This is a genomic window from Intrasporangium sp., assembly GCF_035688975.1.
GTDB lineage: Bacteria > Actinomycetota > Actinomycetes > Actinomycetales > Dermatophilaceae > CALMNV01.
Genome location: NZ_DASSMH010000131.1, coordinates 1 through 15,889, shown reverse-complemented (window position 1 = coordinate 15,889; position 15,889 = coordinate 1). Strand labels below are relative to the sequence as shown.

General features: G+C 72.7%; 15 protein-coding genes. 3 read left to right on the top strand and 12 right to left on the bottom strand.

Features of this window, described 5'->3' with window-relative positions:
* Positions 1-55: 55 nt before the first annotated feature.
* From VFJ94_RS13860 to VFJ94_RS13840, 5 genes are all read right to left on the bottom strand, one after another.
* Positions 56-850 (bottom strand): ParA family protein, encoded by a 795-nt coding sequence (locus VFJ94_RS13860; RefSeq protein WP_325004809.1) that lies wholly within the window; start codon positions 848-850, stop codon positions 56-58.
* Between the two features lie 30 nt (positions 851-880).
* Positions 881-1,750 carry a PD-(D/E)XK nuclease family protein gene (locus VFJ94_RS13855; protein ID WP_325004808.1) on the bottom strand — a complete coding sequence of 290 codons (870 nt, stop codon included), beginning with the start codon at positions 1,748-1,750 and terminating at the stop codon, positions 881-883.
* 10 nt (positions 1,751-1,760) lie between these two features.
* Complete coding sequence (locus tag VFJ94_RS13850; protein ID WP_325004807.1) at positions 1,761-2,390, bottom strand: MarC family protein; 630 nt, start codon at positions 2,388-2,390, stop codon at positions 1,761-1,763.
* On the bottom strand, positions 2,387-3,253 hold the full coding sequence (locus VFJ94_RS13845; protein WP_325004806.1) for a PHP domain-containing protein: 867 nt from the start codon (positions 3,251-3,253) through the stop codon (positions 2,387-2,389). The genes VFJ94_RS13850 and VFJ94_RS13845 overlap by 4 nt, the downstream gene beginning before the upstream one ends.
* 88 nt (positions 3,254-3,341) lie before the next feature.
* A complete protein-coding gene (locus tag VFJ94_RS13840) occupies positions 3,342-3,854 on the bottom strand; it encodes a MaoC family dehydratase (RefSeq protein ID WP_325004805.1) in 513 nt (170 codons plus the stop codon).
* Positions 3,855-3,962: 108 nt separating this feature from the next.
* Between VFJ94_RS13840 and nadE the strand changes: the two genes are divergently transcribed.
* The gene (nadE, locus tag VFJ94_RS13835) at positions 3,963-4,844 is read left to right on the top strand and encodes an ammonia-dependent NAD(+) synthetase (protein ID WP_325004804.1); all 882 of its coding nucleotides are present in this window, start codon (positions 3,963-3,965) and stop codon (positions 4,842-4,844) included.
* Positions 4,845-4,868: 24 nt separating this feature from the next.
* Here the strand turns inward: nadE and VFJ94_RS13830 are convergent, their stop codons facing one another.
* Together VFJ94_RS13830 and VFJ94_RS13825 are read right to left on the bottom strand one after the other, a co-directional pair.
* Positions 4,869-5,543 carry a hypothetical protein gene (locus VFJ94_RS13830; RefSeq protein WP_325004803.1) on the bottom strand — a complete coding sequence of 225 codons (675 nt, stop codon included), beginning with the start codon at positions 5,541-5,543 and terminating at the stop codon, positions 4,869-4,871.
* 93 nt (positions 5,544-5,636) lie between these two features.
* On the bottom strand, positions 5,637-7,100 hold the full coding sequence (locus tag VFJ94_RS13825) for a threonine/serine ThrE exporter family protein (RefSeq protein ID WP_325004802.1): 1,464 nt from the start codon (positions 7,098-7,100) through the stop codon (positions 5,637-5,639).
* A 67-nt stretch (positions 7,101-7,167) separates the two neighbouring features.
* On the opposite strand from VFJ94_RS13825, the gene VFJ94_RS13820 reads away from it, so the two are divergent.
* Positions 7,168-8,679, top strand: a complete 1,512-nt coding sequence (locus tag VFJ94_RS13820; protein WP_325004801.1) for an aminopeptidase P family protein — start codon at positions 7,168-7,170, stop codon at positions 8,677-8,679.
* 175 nt (positions 8,680-8,854) lie between these two features.
* Here the strand turns inward: VFJ94_RS13820 and VFJ94_RS13815 are convergent, their stop codons facing one another.
* The 3 genes from VFJ94_RS13815 to VFJ94_RS13805 form a co-directional block, all read right to left on the bottom strand.
* Positions 8,855-9,886: a hypothetical protein gene (locus VFJ94_RS13815; protein WP_325004800.1), complete on the bottom strand. Its 1,032-nt coding sequence runs from the start codon at positions 9,884-9,886 to the stop codon at positions 8,855-8,857.
* A gap of 145 nt (positions 9,887-10,031) precedes the next feature.
* Entirely contained in the window at positions 10,032-10,661 is a 630-nt protein-coding gene (locus tag VFJ94_RS13810) for a general stress protein (RefSeq protein ID WP_325004799.1), read from the bottom strand.
* 56 nt (positions 10,662-10,717) lie between these two features.
* A complete protein-coding gene (locus VFJ94_RS13805) occupies positions 10,718-11,926 on the bottom strand; it encodes an acyl-CoA dehydrogenase family protein (protein ID WP_325004798.1) in 1,209 nt (402 codons plus the stop codon).
* A gap of 335 nt (positions 11,927-12,261) precedes the next feature.
* On the opposite strand from VFJ94_RS13805, the gene VFJ94_RS13800 reads away from it, so the two are divergent.
* The gene (locus VFJ94_RS13800) at positions 12,262-13,110 is read left to right on the top strand and encodes a serine protein kinase RIO (RefSeq protein ID WP_325004797.1); all 849 of its coding nucleotides are present in this window, start codon (positions 12,262-12,264) and stop codon (positions 13,108-13,110) included.
* Between the two features lie 226 nt (positions 13,111-13,336).
* Here VFJ94_RS13800 and proS read toward each other — a convergent pair whose 3' ends face one another.
* Positions 13,337-14,746, bottom strand: a complete 1,410-nt coding sequence (gene proS / locus VFJ94_RS13795; RefSeq protein ID WP_325004796.1) for a proline--tRNA ligase — start codon at positions 14,744-14,746, stop codon at positions 13,337-13,339.
* Between the two features lie 267 nt (positions 14,747-15,013).
* Entirely contained in the window at positions 15,014-15,889 is an 876-nt protein-coding gene (locus VFJ94_RS13790; RefSeq protein WP_325004795.1) for a CoA ester lyase, read from the bottom strand.

Below are 15,889 nucleotides of genomic sequence, written 5' to 3'. Positions count from 1 at the left end.
GGCACCCGCACCAAACTGGCCACTCGACCGGGGGAAACGCACAGCCGGCGGGGCCTCAGAGCCGGGCGAGGAGCGAGTCGGCCACGTCCCGGTAGGCCTGGGCCCCCTTGGAGCTGCGCGCCGTGGTGAGGATCGACCGCCCCACGGCCGGTGCCTCGGCGAAGCGGACCGTCTTTGGGATCGGCGGGGACAGGACAGGCAGGCCGTAGCGGTCCCCGACGTCGGCGAGGACCTCGCGGGCGTGCGTGCTGCGGCCGTCGTACAGCGTGGGCAGGATTCCCCACACCTCGAGGCCGGGGTTGAGGATCTTCTGCACGTCGGCGACCGTGTCGAGCAGCTGCCCGACGCCGCGGTGGCTGAGCATCTCGCACGGCATCGGGATGAGCAGCGCCGACGCGGCCGTGAGCGCGTTGAGCGTGAGCACGCCGAGGCTCGGTGAGCAGTCGACCAGCACGAGGTCGTATGCCGCGAGCACCGGCTCGAGCGCGGAACGCAGGACGAACTCGCGCCCCGGCCGTGGCATGAGCATCGCCTCGGTGCCGGCCAGCTCGATGGCCGAGGGGACGAGGTCGACCCCCTCGTCGCAGTGCAGCACGACCGACTCGAGGTCCGCCCGGCCGGTGAGCACCTCGTGGATGGAGGATTCGACGGTGTCGGGGTCGACGCCGAGCGAGAAGGTCAGGCACGCCTGCGCGTCGAGGTCCACGAGGAGCACCCGCTTGCCCCGGGCGGCGAAGGCGGCCCCGAGGGAGGCCACGGACGTCGTCTTGGCGACGCCACCCTTCTGGTTGGCGACGGCCAGGACGCGCGCCGGACTCCGGGCCGCCTGCTGCGTGGTCTTCCGTGCCATGGCAGACAGTCTCTCAGGTGGGGGCCGCGGTCAGGACGGGCCCGCCGCCGTGCCGGTCGCTGGGCCCGGGAGGGGCTCCAGACCCGCCCAGTCCGCCTGCGCCGGCCCGACCTGCCGCCCCTCCGGGCAGTGGTCGCGGTAGTCGCACCACCCGCAGAGCGCCGACGGGCGGGCCGGGAACCGGTCGGAGTCCGGCCCGTGCTCGCGGAAGTCGGCGTCGGCCCGGCGCAGGTCGGCGGCGATCGACTCGGCCTCGGCCACCTTGCGCGCCAGCGACTCACCGGTGTGCTCGTGACCGACGACCGTGCCGGACGGCACGTGGTGCAGCTCGACCCGTGTGCAGGGTCGGCGCAGCACCGAGCCGGCGGCGACGGCATACAGCGCGAGGGGCAGCGACGTGCGCGCGTCGTCAGGCGTCGGCACCCGTCGGCCCGTCTTGTAGTCGACGACGACCACGGCGTCACCACGCTCGTCGAGGCGGTCGACCCGCCCCGTCACCGCGAGGGTGGCGGTCTTCACCGAGACGCTGCGCTCGACGCCGACAGGGTGCCGCTCCCGGTCGATGCCGCGCAGGTAGTCGGTGACGCGCTCGCGCACCCGGTCCCGCCACGCCCGCGACTGGTCCCCGTCGCGGAACCCGACGTCGATCCACGACGTGCGCACCAGCTCGGCCACCCCCGCCGGGTTTCGTCGCTCCGGCGGCAGGTCCCAGAAGTCGCGCAGCACGTTGTGGGTCGCGATGCCGACCGACGTGTGGGCCCGCTGGCCGCGCGGTCTCGGGCGCGGCCGGTCGAGGTAGTGCATCCGGTAGCGGCGGGGACAGTCGAGCCAGGCGAGCAGCCGGCTCGGCGACGCGACGTAGAGCGGCGTCGGCATCCCGGGGAAGGTCGGCTGGGTCACGCCACACACGCTACGAGCCGCCGCCGACAGCGCCGGCCCGCACGAAGGTGCGCACGGAGTCGGCGACCATCTGGACGGCGATCGCGGACAGGAGCAGGCCGGCGATGCGGGTGAGCAGCATGGTGCCGCTCTCGCGCAGCAGCGACCGCACGCGGCCGGCGAAGCGGAGGAAGAGGAAGACGACGAACAGGGCCGCCACGAGCGCGGCGGCCACTCCGAGGTAGCCGGCCACGCCCTCCGCGCGCTGCACCGCGAGCATGGTGGCCACGATCGCGCCCGGCCCCGCCAGGAGCGGGGTGCCGAGCGGGACGAGCGCCACGTTGACCCCGGCGTCGGCGAGCGAGTCCGACTCCCGGCCGGTGAGCAGCTGCAGGGCGACGAGGAGCAGCAGGAGCCCACCGGCGCCCTGCAGGGCCGCGATGGAGATGTGCAGGTAGCGCAGGATCTCCTGCCCGAAGACCGCGAACATGCCGATGACCAGCATGGCCACGAGGGAGGCCCGCCGGGCGGCGACGTTGCGCTGGGGCCGGGTCAGCGAGGCCGTCAGGGCCAGGAAGATCGGCACCGCCCCCGGCGGGTCGAGGATGACGACGAGCGTGATGAACGTGCTGAGGAAGACCGTCACGTCGAACAGCGTCACGGGCGCACGACCTGCGTCACGCCGCTCGAGCGCTCCTCGATCTGCGCGAGGACCTCGGCCCGGGTCGTGTGCTCCGCGAGCCGGTTGCGCTTGCCCGTCCCGTGGTAGTCGCTGGAGCCGGTGACGAGCAGGCCGAGCGCGCGCGCGAGGTCCCCGGCCCGGCGACGCTCGTCCGCACCGTGGTCGCGATGGTCCACCTCGAGCCCCGCGAGCCCGGCCGCGGCCATCTCCTCGACGAGCTCGTCGGGGGCGACGCGGGCGCGGGTCCGCGTGAAGGGGTGCGCGTGCACCGCCACTCCCCCGGCCTCGCGCACGAGCCGGACCGCCTCGACAGGGTCCAGCGAGTAGTGGTGGACGTAGAACTCGGAGCCGTCGTGCAGCCACGACGCGAACGCCTCGTCGCGGTGCGTGATCGTCCCGTTGGCGATGAGGGCGTCGGCGATGTGCGGCCGACCTGGCGTGGCCCCCGGGGCGACCTGGGCCAGGACCTCGGCATACGTCAGCGGTATGCCGGCCTCGGCCATCTTGCACACCATCCGCTCGAGCCGGGTCGTGCGCGACTCGCGGGCGCGCGCGAGCTCGGTCATGAGGTCCGGGGACGCAGGGTCGGTGAGGTAGCCGAGGAGGTGGATCGACCTGCCGTCGCGCTTGCACGAGATCTCGATGCCGCGCACGAGGCCGATCCCCAGGCGCAGGGCGGCCCCGGTCGACTCGTCCCAGCCGGCCACCGTGTCGTGGTCGGTGATCGCCAGCACGTCAACGCCCGCGGCCACGGCCGACTCGACGAGCGCGGTGGGGCTGTCGGTCCCGTCGCTCGCGGTGGAGTGCGTGTGCAGGTCGATGACCGGCGCGGACGGCGTCACCCGCTCAGCGTAGAGGCTCGCTCACGCGGGACCGTGCCGGTGGGGTCGCGGGCGCGGGCGGCATACGGCATCGCCTCCGCCCCCGAGATCAGGTCCGATCGCGCACCGGCGCGGGCCGGCCGGGCTGCTCGCCCCCGCGAGAGGCGAGGTAGCTCTCCTTGGGCACCATGACCTTGCGGCGGAAGGTGCACACCACGGTCCCGTGCTGGTTGTAGCCGATCGTCTCGACCGACACGATGCCGCGGTCGTCCTTGGAACCCGACTCCCGTTTGTCGAGCACGGTCGTCTCGCCGTAGATCGTGTCGCCGTGGAAGGTCGGCGCGACGTGCCGCAAGGACTCGACCTCGAGGTTGGCGATGGCCTTGCCGGACACGTCCGGCACCGACATGCCGAGCAGCAGCGAGTAGACGTAGTTGCCGACGACGACGTTCCTGCCGAACTGGGTCGTCCCCTCGGCGTAGTTGGCGTCGAGGTGCAGCGGGTGGTGGTTCATCGTCAGCAGGCAGAACAGGTGGTCGTCGTACTCGGTCACCGTCTTGCCGGGCCAGTGCCGGTAGACGGCCCCGACCTCGAACTCCTCGTAGCTGCGTCCGAACTGCATTGCGCCTCCTCGGCCCCGACCGTCGGTCATCGCCACGATCCTGCCGGACCGCACGGCATACGGACATGCCGTATGCCGTGTGCTTGCTCACGATGTACCTTTCCTCGGGTGAGCGCTGACACCACGAACGAGGCGGGCCAGACGGACCACGCCGACCAGCCGGCCAGCCGGAGCACGCAGGAGGCGATCATCGCCGAGCTCGGTGTGCGGGCCGACTTCGACCCGGCCCAGGAGGTCGAGCGCAGGGTGGAGTTCCTCGCCAACTACCTGCGGGGCACCGACATGCGCGGCTACGTGCTGGGGATCAGCGGCGGGGTCGACTCGAGCACGGCTGGCCGGCTGGCGCAGCTCGCCGTCGAGCGGGTGCGCGAGGGCGGCCAGGAGGCGTCGTTCGTCGCGATGCGCCTGCCCTACGGAGTGCAGGCCGACGAGTCCGACGCCCAGCGGGCGCTGGACTTCATCCGGCCCGACGAGGTGCTCGTCGTCAACGTCAAGCCGGCCACCGACGCGCTCTTCGACGCCGTCGACGAGGCGGGCGTCGACTTCGCCCACGCCGACCACTCCCACTTCGTGCGGGGCAACGTCAAGGCACGCGAGCGGATGGTGGCCCAGTACACCGTGGCGGGGGCCCGCCGGATGCTCGTGCTCGGCACCGACCACGCCGCCGAGGCGGTCGTCGGCTTCTTCACGAAGTTCGGCGACGGCGCCTGCGACCTCATCCCCCTGTCCGGGCTCACCAAGCGCCGGGTCCGCGCGGTGGCCGCGCACCTCGGCGCCCCCGACGCGCTCGTGGCGAAGGTCCCGACGGCCGACCTCGAGGACCACAAGCCGCTCAACCCCGACGAGGTCGTGCTCGGCGTCGGCTACGACGTCATCGACGACTACCTCGAGGGCAAGCCGGTGAGTGAGGCCGACCGCCTGGTCATCGAGGGCTGGTACGCGCGCACCGCGCACAAGCGGGCGCTGCCCATCGCCCCCAGCGACGTCTGACAGGCCCGGGCACCCCCGCGGCAGTCACGGCGAGGGGGTGCGGACGGGGGCTGGGGTGGGGGTGCGGGCGCCGGGGCGCCCCGCACCCGAGTCCTGCCACATGAGCCAGGCCCACCACAGCTGCGCGCCCCCGAAGAGGACGGCGGCAAGGGCGCCCGCCACCGGCACGAACGGCCCGGCCAGCGCGACGAAGAGGATCGCGCTCACGGCGAGCACCACCCCCGGCCACCGCCCGAAGCGGCGCGATCGGGCCGCGGCTGCGCCGAGGAGCGCCAACCCGACCGGCCACCCGAGGGCCACCACGCCGGCCCCGAGCAGCACCGGCAGGCCCAGCAGCGGCCCACCCAGGTCGAGCAGCCGGGGGTCCCGGTCGGCGAGCACCGGGAAGGTGACCGCCTCCAGACCGACGAGCACGGCCGTCGAGACGGATCCCACGAGCGTGACGAGCAGGGCCGTCAGCCCGAGGCGTCCAAGGTCGTCGTCGTGCGCCGCGACGACGCCCGCGGCACCCACCACCGCGAGGACGACGACGGCGACCGCGAGCAGGTGGAGCAGCTGCCACGCCCCGAAGTGGCGCACGACGTCGTCGACCGGCCGCTCGAAGATGCTGGGGTGCCACGGGGTGCCGGCCGCGACGGCCAGTCCGCTGAGGCCCAGGCAGAGCGCCGCCGGTCGCACCGGCAACCACAGGTGGCCCACGACACCAGACTCCTCCGCGAGCCACCGCCCCACAACTGGCCGGCCCACACCCGGCCGGTCCTCGATGAGGCGGCCTGGGCGGGGCCGAGCGGGTCAGCCCTGACGACCGGATCGCACGGGGATCCCCGCGCCGCCGACGGGGCGGTCGCCGGACCACCTGGCGGCCAGCAGACCGCCGAAGTAGGTGCCGAGCGAGACCCCCGCCGCGAGCCCGAGCCCGATGCCGAAGGCTCCCGCGAGGGTCGGCAGCCCCACGCCGAGGCCGAGACCGGCCGGTTGGGAGACCATCTGGGAGATGCCCTGGTAGGCCGCGCGGCCCGGCAGCAGGGGGACGATGGCCGCGGTCGTCACGGCGAGTGCCGACATCCGGGCCGGCCGGGCGAGCAGGCGCGCGGTGGAGCCGATGACGAGGGCGGCGGCCGCCGAGGCACTGGCCGGGCCGAGATCGAGCCGCTCCGCCACCGCGAGCACGACCCAGCCGAGGCCCCCGGCGGCGCCGGCCACGACGACGGCGCGGCCGCTCGCGTAGGACTGGACCGCGAAGGCCACCGAGATGATGACGGCACAGACGACCTGCACGACGACGTTGTCGCTGAGGATGGCGCTCGACGTGATCGCGATCGGGTAGCCGAGGCGCTGACCGACGGCCAGGACCACTGTGATCCCGATGGCGATGCCGAGGGACAGCACGACGACCTGGTAGGCGCGCGCACCGGCGGTGACGTAGTAGCCCGCGAGGGCGTCCTCGGCGGCCCCGACGATGGACAGGCCGGACAGGAGCAGGACGATCCCGGACTCGACGACGAGCGACGGCGAGACGTCGCCGAGGAGCGCGGCGCCGTGCGACTGCGCGACGACGACGAGGGTCGCGACGGCGGTCGGGATGGCCGAGCCCACGCACTGGGCGAAGAAGGCGGCCACTCCGGCCTTGCCGAGCCGGTCGAGCACCCGGCTGACGACCGCCGCCGTGAGGAAGCTCAGCACGACGATCGAGGGCCCCGCTCCGAGGAGCCCGGCGACGCCTGCGGCAAGCGCGGACGAGGCCACCGTGACGAGCCAGCGACGATAGGGGTGCGGCGCCGTGATGACCGCGTCGAAGCGGACGCGGGCCTCCTCGACGTCGACCGGGTCGTCGCTCAAGGAGAAGATGAGCTCGCGGAGGCGCTCCAGCCGCGTGTAGTCCTGCACGCGGTAGCGCACGATGCGCATGACCGTCATCGGGTCGGCGTCCGGTCCGCGGTGGTAGGAGACGGTGATCGACGTGTAGGTCACGTCGACGTGGACCGACTGCAGCCCATAGGCGCTCGTGAGCAGCAGCACGGTCGCGTTGACGTCCGCGGCCGCCGCCCCCGTCGCGAGCATGGCCACCCCGGCGCGCATGGCGAGGTCGATGACCGCCTGGGCCGTCTTGCGCTCCACCCCGTCGGGCGCCCGCCACAGCGGGATCTCGTCGGTCGGAGGGCCGCTCGGGCGCATCGCCCGCCGCGTCCTCGTGCGCAGGGAGGGTGCCGCCAGCCGGGTGCTCCTCGGCCGGGAGGGTCGGTCGCTGCGGGCCACGACAGCACAGTATGCCGATCGCCAAGGACCGACGGACGCCGGCTCGGGCGCGTGCGACGATGGCGTCGTGACGAGCGAAGAGCAGCAGAAGAGCGACAACCGGGCCCGTCCCACGACCGACGAGTTCCGCGAGTTCGTCGCCCGCGGCTGGGCGCCGCGCAGCACGGTGCGGCCACCGCGGGCTGCAGTCGCCGACTTCGCCGCCCGGCGCCGGGCCGCCGTGAGCGAGCGCTTCCCCTGTGAGCGGCTCGTCGTCCCGGCCGGTGGCCTCAAGGTGCGCAGCAACGACACCGACTACGTCTTCCGCCCGCACAGTGCCTTCGCCCACCTCACGGGGCTCGGCAGCGACCGGGAGCCGGACGCCGTGCTCGTCCTCGAGCCCGTCGACGGCGGTCACGAGGCGGTCCTCTACTTCCGCCCGCTCGCGGACCGCGACACCGAGGAGTTCTTCGCCGACGCCCGCTACGGCGAGTTCTGGGTCGGCGCGCGGCCGACGATCGAGGACGTGGAGGCCGAGCTGGGGCTCACCGCCCGCCACGTCGCCGAGTTCGAGGACGCGATCGCCAAGGACGCAGGCACGGTCGCCATCCGGGTCGTGCGCGACGCGGACTTCGACGTCACGGCCGAGGTCGACCGGGTGCGCGCCGACGCGGCGGCGGCCACCGAGGATGCGGCGCAGTCCGGCACCGAGGCCGACGAGGAGCTCGCGGCATACCTGTCCACGCTGCGCTTGATCAAGGACGAGTGGGAGGTCGCGCAGCTGCGTGACGCCGTGGCGGGGACCCACCGGGCCTTTGAGGCGGTCATCGCCAGCCTTCCGGAGGCGGTGCGCCGCGGCCGCGGGGAACGCTGGGTCGAGGGCGTCTTCGGCCTGCACGCGCGCCATCACGGCAACGGGGTCGGCTACGACTCGATCTGCGCCAGCGGCGACCACGCCAACACCCTGCACTGGATCAAGAACACCGGCGAGATCCGCGAGGGCGACCTGCTCCTCATCGACGCCGGCGTCGAGGTCGACTCGCTCTTCACCGCGGACATCACGCGGACCCTGCCGGTGAGCGGCACCTTCACCGAGGCGCAGCGCCGGATCTACGACGCCGTGTATGCCGCGCAGGAGGCCGGGATGGCCGCTGCCCGGCCCGGCAACAAGTTCTCCGACGTCCACGCCGCCGCGATCCGCGTCATCGCCGAGCACCTGCACGACTGGGGCCTGCTTCCGGAGGGGGTCGACGTCGAGGGCACGCTCGACCCCGAGCACGGGCAGTACCACCGCCGCTGGATGGTCCACGGCACGTCGCACCACCTCGGCATCGACGTGCACGACTGCGCCCTCGCGACGCGGGAGCAGTACATGGACGCGGAGCTGCGCCCCGGCATGGTGCTCACGGTCGAGCCCGGCCTCTACTTCAAGGCTGACGACGAGCTCGTCCCCGCGGAGCTGCGCGGCAACGGCGTGCGCATCGAGGACGACATCCTCATCACCGAGGACGGCTGCGAGAACCTCTCGGCAGCGATGCCTCGCGCGAGCGCCGACGTGGAGCGCTGGATCGCCGGCATCTGGGGCCGCACCACCCCCTGACTCCCCCCTCTCGTCGAGTGGCCACTTCCGCACACCCAGACCCGCGCACAACTGGCCACTCGACATCGGCACGCCCCCCTCTCGTCGAGTGGCCACTTCCGCACACACCCCACCCCCACCCCGTCGAGTGGCCACTTCCGCACCACCCAGCCCCGCGCACAACTGGCCACTCGAGCTAGGGAGTGCTCACCGCACCGTCGGAGGACACCGAGCCGTCCGGGTCGGGACCCGGCACCGGAGGCGAGGAGCGCTCGACCAGGGACGCAAGACCAGTGACGTCATCGGCCTCGAGGCCGCCGGAGAGCAGCGGGGGCCGGCACCCCAGGCTCACGGAGATGCCCACGGCCGGGCCCACGGCATACGTCAGCACGATGCGGAAGTCGCGGTCGTAGCGGGAGTCCGCGCGCTCGCACGTGCTGCCCGTCGGCCGCACCGGCAGGGCTCGCAGCGCGGCCACGACCTGACGGCCCCGATCGGGCCGCAGCGCGTCCGCCTGGACGCCGCCCGAGCGCACGAGACGGCACACCGTCACCTGCGGGTCCCCCTCCGGAGCCAGCGACCGCTCGTCGCCGAGCCGCCCCTGCGTGCGGTCGGCGCATGGGCCGGCGGGCGGGCCGGCGGTCGCGCGGCGCGCCGGTGGGCTCGTCGCCCCGCGCACGACGTCCTCGATGACCCGGCCGAGCGAGGCCCGCGAGACGAAGTCGCCGTTGGTGGCCATCGCGCAGTCGTTGGGGTCGCTCTTGGCCGCCACCCACACGACACCGTCGCCGTATGCCGCGCCCACGAGCTGGACCGCCTCGTCGCCACCGATCGCGGTGCAGGCGCGGGCCGTTCCCGTGAAACGCGGAGCCCAGGCCAGCTCGTCGACGAGCCGCCGACGCGCGTCGACCGGCAGCACGCTGCGTCGCGCCAGCGCGAACGGCGGTCGCAGCCCGGGGCTGCGCAGCTCGAGGACCGGATAGCGGCATACCACGACCGACGCGGGCTCCCGCGTCGGCAGGAGCCGCTCGGTGCCGTCGACGCCCTGCGGCGGCGCCGGCACCGTGCTGCCCTCGCCGTCCGTGAGGCTCGCGGGGCAGGCAAGCGCCCCGTCGGCGGCGATGCGTTGAGGCGTCACCGGGCGCACCGTCGAGGTCGTCGCACCGGTCTGCGGCGCGGCTGTCGTCCCGCACGCCGCGAGGGCGAGGGCGGCAAGGATGACCGGCACGCAGCCACACCGGCAACCGATCCATCCCCCACGGGGGCCCACACCAGCCCACATCTGCGCACCTCCCGACGTCGACGGCGCCGTCCAGTGGAAGGACACCCGGGCAGGGGCGGATCGTTGCGTGCCCAGGCCGGGTCGCCGGGCCCTACTCCGCCGGTCGGTCCTCTGACTCACGCGGGGGCACGGGGCCGGCGGGTGGGACCGTGGGGGTGCCGGTCGGCGCGGTGACTGGCGAGGACGAGAAGGAGGGGGTCGACACCGCGTGACCGCCGGAGGTGTAGATGCCCGCCTCGGCGAGGATCTCCCGGCCCTGCTGGGCGAACTTGTGCTCGACGAAGACCTCGTACTTCGTCGCGACGACCTGGCTCACCGACTGGAAGTCCCGCGCCCCGCGGGTGAACGCGTAGCCGACGAGGGACCAGACGAGGCCGAACAAGGCACCGTAGAGCGCGGTCGAGAGCAGCAGCGCCATGGCGCTCTCCTGCTGGTTGAACAGCGCGAAGATGAGCCCGACGAAGAGCCCCAGCCACAGCCCGGACAGGATGCCGCCGAGCGCGACGCGACCCCAGGTCAGCCGGGCCGTGACGCGCTCGAGCTGCTTGAGGTCGGTCCCGACGATGAGGCAGTTCTGCACCGGGAACTGCTTGTCCGACAGGGTGTCGACAGCCCGCTGGGCGTCCTCGTACTTGTCGAACGTCCCGAGCGACAGCGGGTACTCCAGGGACAGGGTGGGGAAGCCCGGACGCTGGCCCGGCCCCTTGGGCTGCATGCTCATGTGCCCATCCTCGCATCTCCTCCGGGGGCGCAGGTGGGCCAGCCCGGCCGACGGGCTCAGCCCTTGAGCGCGTAGTCCTCGACGAGCCGTCGGCCGATGATCATCCGCTGGATGTCCGCGGTGCCCTCCCCGATGAGCAGCATCGGCGCCTCCCGGTAGAGCCGCTCGATCTCGTACTCCTTGGAGTAGCCGTAGCCGCCGTGGATCCGGAAGGAGTCCTCGACGACCTGCGAGCAGTACTCGGAGGCGAGGTACTTCGCCATGCCCGCCTCGAGGTCGTTGCGCTGCCCCGCGTCCTTCTTGCGGGCGGCCTTGACCATCATCTCGTGGGCCGCCTCCACCTTGACGGCCATGTCGGCGAGGCGGAAGAGCACCGCCTGGTGGTCGACGATCTTCTTGCCGAACGTCTCCCGCTGCTGGGCGTAGGCAATCCCGAGCTCGAAGGCCCGCCGCGCCACGCCGCAGCCGCGGGCCGCGACGTTGACGCGGCCCACCTCGACGCCGTCCATCATCTGGTAGAAGCCGCGCCCGGGCTCGCCACCGAGGATCTGCGCGGAGGTCGTGCGGTGACCGTCGAGGACGAGCTCAGTCGTGTCGACGCCCTTGTAGCCCATCTTGTCGATCTTGCCCGGCACGGTGACGCCCTGCGCCGTCTCACCGAACCCCGCCTCCTTGTCGATGAGGAAGGTCGTCATGTTGCGGTACACCGACTCATGCGGAGGCTGGCCCGTGTCCGACTTCACGAGCACGGCGACGAGGTTGGCCGAGCCGCCGTTCGTCAGCCACATCTTCTGGCCGTTGATGGTCCATTCGCCCTCGGCTCCCCGCACGGCCTTGGTCTTGATCGCCGACACGTCGGAGCCACACCCCGGCTCGGACATCGAGAAGGCGCCTCGCACCTCGCCGGTGGCCATCCGTGGCAGGTACCTGCGCTTCTGCTCCTCGGTGCCGTGCTGGAGGATCATGTAGGCCACGATGAAGTGGGTGTTGATGATGCCGCTGACGCTCATCCAGCCCCGCGCGATCTCCTCGACGCACAGGGCGTAGGTGAGCAGCGACTCGCCCAGCCCGCCGTACTCCTCCGGGATCATCAGCCCGAAGATCCCCATCTCCTTCATCCCGTCGACGATGGCCTGCGGGTACTCGTCGCGGTGCTCGAGCTGCGTCGCCACGGGCATGATCTGCTCCTCGACGAACTGCCGCACGAGCAGGACGAGCTCGCGCTGCTCGTCGCTGAGGCCTTCGGTCTGCTGGAGACGGGACATGCGGTGGCCACCTGGGTTCCGTATCGGGGCTGGGATCGCCTCAGCGTATGCCGCTCCGCCCCCCACGCGGACCGGCGCGAGGGTGTGAGTCCTGCCACCCGCGCTGCTGCGCCGGCGGCCGGTTCGAGGTATTCCACGACCCCAGGAGGTCGCCGGATACCTCGAACCGCGGGGCGGGCGAGACGCGAGGGAAAACCGGTTGCGCCCCGGACCCTGTCGGCGCACGCTGGTCCGCAGCGCGACGGCATACGGCCGTTGCCTGGACCCAAGGAGGACGAGATGTCGACGACGGCCCCGGGCATGTCCGCCCACACTTCTTCTTCCTTGGAGTTCCCTTGTCCCGCAATGCTTTCCCCGAGCACGACGCTTCTCTGACCTTCGCAGTCGACTCCCATCCCGACGCCCCACCCGAGGGCGAGCGCTGGTCCACCTGGGACGGCGCGACCCACGGTCCCCGGCCCCGGCCGGACTGGGTCATCACCGAGCTCGGCGCGGTCGAGGCCGACCTCGGCATCCTCAAGACCGGCAAGGAGGCCGACGTCCACCTCGTCCGCCGGTGGCTGCCGGGCGACCCGTCGCGAGACACGCTCCTGGCGGCCAAGCGCTATCGCTCCGGCGAGCACCGGCTCTTCCACCGGGACGCCGGCTACCTCGAGGGCCGGCGGGTGCGCAAGTCGCGCGAGATGCGGGCCATGCGCACGCGAACCGAGTTCGGCAAGCAGCTGATCAGCGGGATGTGGGCGTTCGCGGAGTTCGGCACGCTCGCCGACCTGTGGGAGCGCGGGCTGCCGGTCCCCTACCCCGTGCAGCTCACGGAATCAGAGATGCTCATGGAGTTCATCGGCACCCCCGACGGGGTGGCTGCGCCACGCCTGGTGCAGAGCCGGCCGACGGCCGACCTCCTCCCCGAGCTCTTCGAGCAGCTGCGGGCCGCGATGCTCACGCTCGCCGAGCTCGGGTGGGCGCACGGCGACCTGTCGCCCTACAACGTCCTGCTCGACGGGACGCGGCTCGTCCTCATCGACTGGCCGCAGGTCGTCGACGTCATCGGCAACCCGCACGGACCCGAGTTCCTCGAGCGGGACACGCACCACATGTGCGAGTGGTTCACCCGCCGCGGGTATGCCGTCGACGAGGGGGAGCTCTTCGGCGACCTCATCGCCGCGGCGACCTCCCGGTGGTGAGGATCGTGGCCGGGGATCGCGTCACACGCCCCGCTCGTCACCGGCCACCTCTGCGCCCGGTCGCCGGTGTCTCGGGATCGTCGCGGCCCCTGGCGAACGTGCCATCGAGGGAGGTTTCCCGGCGTCTCCTGCCGGGAAACCTACTGCGACAGTAGGTCGGCCGGACGGCTGCGACGTGTCCGGCTCGGTATGCCGGTCGGAGCGGTCGTGCGGCGGGCCCTCCCTGTCAGTAGGCCCGTCCGACGAGCGCGACGACCTCCGGGTCCTCCTCCGAGTCGGGCACGGACCCGTCGGGCAGGGTGAGGCAGCGCACCGACACCCCGGCCTCCGCGAGCTCGGCCTCGCCCCGCGGCCCGAGCCTCGACCACGGCAGCTGGGCCCAGCCGGTCCGCGCCGCCTCGGCGGCCTCTGCGGCGCTCTCGACCGGGACCGTGCGTTCCTCGCACCGGGCCAGCGCCTCGGCATACAACGCGGCGTGGTCCGCGTCGAGCGCCGCCACCACCTCGGCCACGACGCCTCCGAGGGGCACCACGGTCTTGCCGCCCGCGACGCGGCGGACCAGGGTCACCGCGCCCGTGCCGAGGTCGCGCGGGCCCACCTCGACCCGGACGGGGATGCCCTTGAGCTCGGCGTCGACGGCGCGGCGACCGAAAGGCGTCTCCACCCGTGCGTCGAGTTCGCCCCGAACCCCTTGTGCCGCAAGCTCCCCCACCAGCCCATGGGCTGCCTCGAGCACTCCCTCGCCTTCCTTCACGACGGTCACGAGGGCCTGCGTCGGGGCGAGCCGCGGCGGAAGCCGCAACCCGGAGTCGTCACCGTGCACCATGATCAGGCCGCCCACCATCCGCGTCGACGTGCCCCACGACGTCGTCCACGCCAGCTCCTGCCGACCCGCCCGGGACAGGTAGGTGATGTCGAAGGCGCGGGCGAAGTTCTGCCCCAGCTCGTGCGACGTGCCGAGCTGGAGTGCCTTGCCGTCCCGCATCATCCCCTCGAGGGTGAGCGTGTTGACCGCCCCCGCGAAGCGCTCCCGGGCCGTCTTGCGGCCGAGGACGACGGGGATGGCGAGCGTGTCGCGGAGGAACGCGGCATACACCTCCTCGTGGATGCGCCTGGCGAAGGCCCGGGCGTCCTCCTCGGTCGCGTGCGCGGTATGGCCCTCCTGCCAAAGGAATTCGCTCGTGCGCAGGAAGAGGCGCGGTCTCAGCTCCCAGCGCACGACGTTGGCCCACTGGTTGAGCAGCAGCGGCAGGTCCCGGTAGGACTGCGTCCACTTGGCGAGGTACTCCCCGATCACCGTCTCGCTCGTCGGGCGCACGACGACGGGCTCCTCGAGCTCCTTGCCGCCGGCATGCGTGACGACGGCGAGCTCGGGGCTGAACCCCTCGACGTGCTCCGCCTCCCGGGTGAGGTGGGACTGCGGGATGAAGAGGGGGAAGTAGGCGTTGCGGGCCCCCGTCGCCTTGATCCGCGCGTCGAGATCGGCCTGCATGCGCTCCCAGATGGCGTAGCCATGGGGCCGGATGACCATCGTGCCGCGGACGGGGCCGTTGTCCGCCAGCTCGGCCTTGGCGATGACGTCCTGGTACCACCGCGGGAAGTCCTCGGCCTGCGGAGTCAGCACCTGCCTGGGCATGCGCTCGATCCTACGGTCAGCCCACGGTAGGTTGCCGCGGGGGCGGCGTCCGGGTGCCACCCGCGGCGGCTGGGGAGGAGGCGAGACATGGCGAGCGAGGACGCACGCTCGGGCCGGCCCCCAGACAACTGGGAGGCTGGATATCGCCAGGACGCTCCCCCGCCCCCCAGACAACTGGGAGGCTGGATATCGCCATAGCGACACCCAGCCCCGCAGACAACTGAGGTTGTAGCCTGCTGCACGGGGGCACCTCACCAGGCTCACACGTCAGGCGCGCAGCGCCTCGATCGCCCGGGCCGTCGCGAGGACCTTGCGCGCCGTGTCGACGTGCAGCTGCTCGACGAGCCGTCCGTCGAGCGTCGCGACGCCCCGGCCCTCGCTCTTGGCCGCCTCGAAGGCGGCGATGACCGCCTCCGCGTCGCGGACCTGCTCGGCGCTCGGGGCGAACACCTCGTTGCACACCTGCACCTGCCCGGGATGGATGAGCGTCTTGCCGTCGAAACCGAGCTGCCGGCCCTGCAGGCACTCGGCGCGGAAGCCGTCAGCGTCCTTGACGTCGTTGAAGACACCGTCGAGGATCGCGACACCTGCCGCCCGGGCCGCGAGCAGGGCGAGCTGGAGCGACGTCTGGATCGCCGCACGGCCCGGAGCGAAGGCGGCTCCGAGCTCCTTGTAGAGGTCGTTGGTGCCGAGGACCAAGACGGTGAGCCGGTCCGACGCGTCGGCGATCTCCTCGGCGTGCAGGATGCCGACGGGGGTCTCGACCATCGCCCAGAGCTCCGTCCTCTCCGGGGCGCCCGCCGCCTCCATCGCGGCCACGAGCCGACCCACGTCCTCGGCGGAGCTCACCTTGGGCACCACGATCGCGTCCGGGCCTGCGGGACAGACGGATTCGAGGTCTGCGTCGTGCCACCGGGTGCCGATGCCGTTGAGGCGGATCGCCAGCTCCCGTCGGCCATAGCCGCCGGAAGTCGCTGCGGCGCAGGCGTTCTGCCGGGCCGACTCCTTGGCGTCCGGCGCGACGGCGTCCTCCAGGTCGAGGATGAGAGCGTCGACCGGGATGGTCTTGGCCTTTTCCAGCGCCCGCTCGTTGGAGGCCGGCAGGTAGAGGACGGACCGAAGCGGCCGGAACTCCGCGCTCAT

Coding starts and splice junctions, on each gene's coding strand:
- VFJ94_RS13860 (WP_325004809.1), bottom strand. CDS start 850: ATGGCACGGAAGACCACGCAGCAGGCGGCCCGGAGTCCGGCGCGCGTC.
- VFJ94_RS13840 (WP_325004805.1), bottom strand. CDS start 3,854: ATGCAGTTCGGACGCAGCTACGAGGAGTTCGAGGTCGGGGCCGTCTAC.
- VFJ94_RS13810 (WP_325004799.1), bottom strand. CDS start 10,661: ATGAGCATGCAGCCCAAGGGGCCGGGCCAGCGTCCGGGCTTCCCCACC.
- VFJ94_RS13805 (WP_325004798.1), bottom strand. CDS start 11,926: ATGTCCCGTCTCCAGCAGACCGAAGGCCTCAGCGACGAGCAGCGCGAG.
- proS (WP_325004796.1), bottom strand. CDS start 14,746: ATGCCCAGGCAGGTGCTGACTCCGCAGGCCGAGGACTTCCCGCGGTGG.
- VFJ94_RS13790 (WP_325004795.1), bottom strand. CDS start 15,889: ATGAGCGCGGAGTTCCGGCCGCTTCGGTCCGTCCTCTACCTGCCGGCC.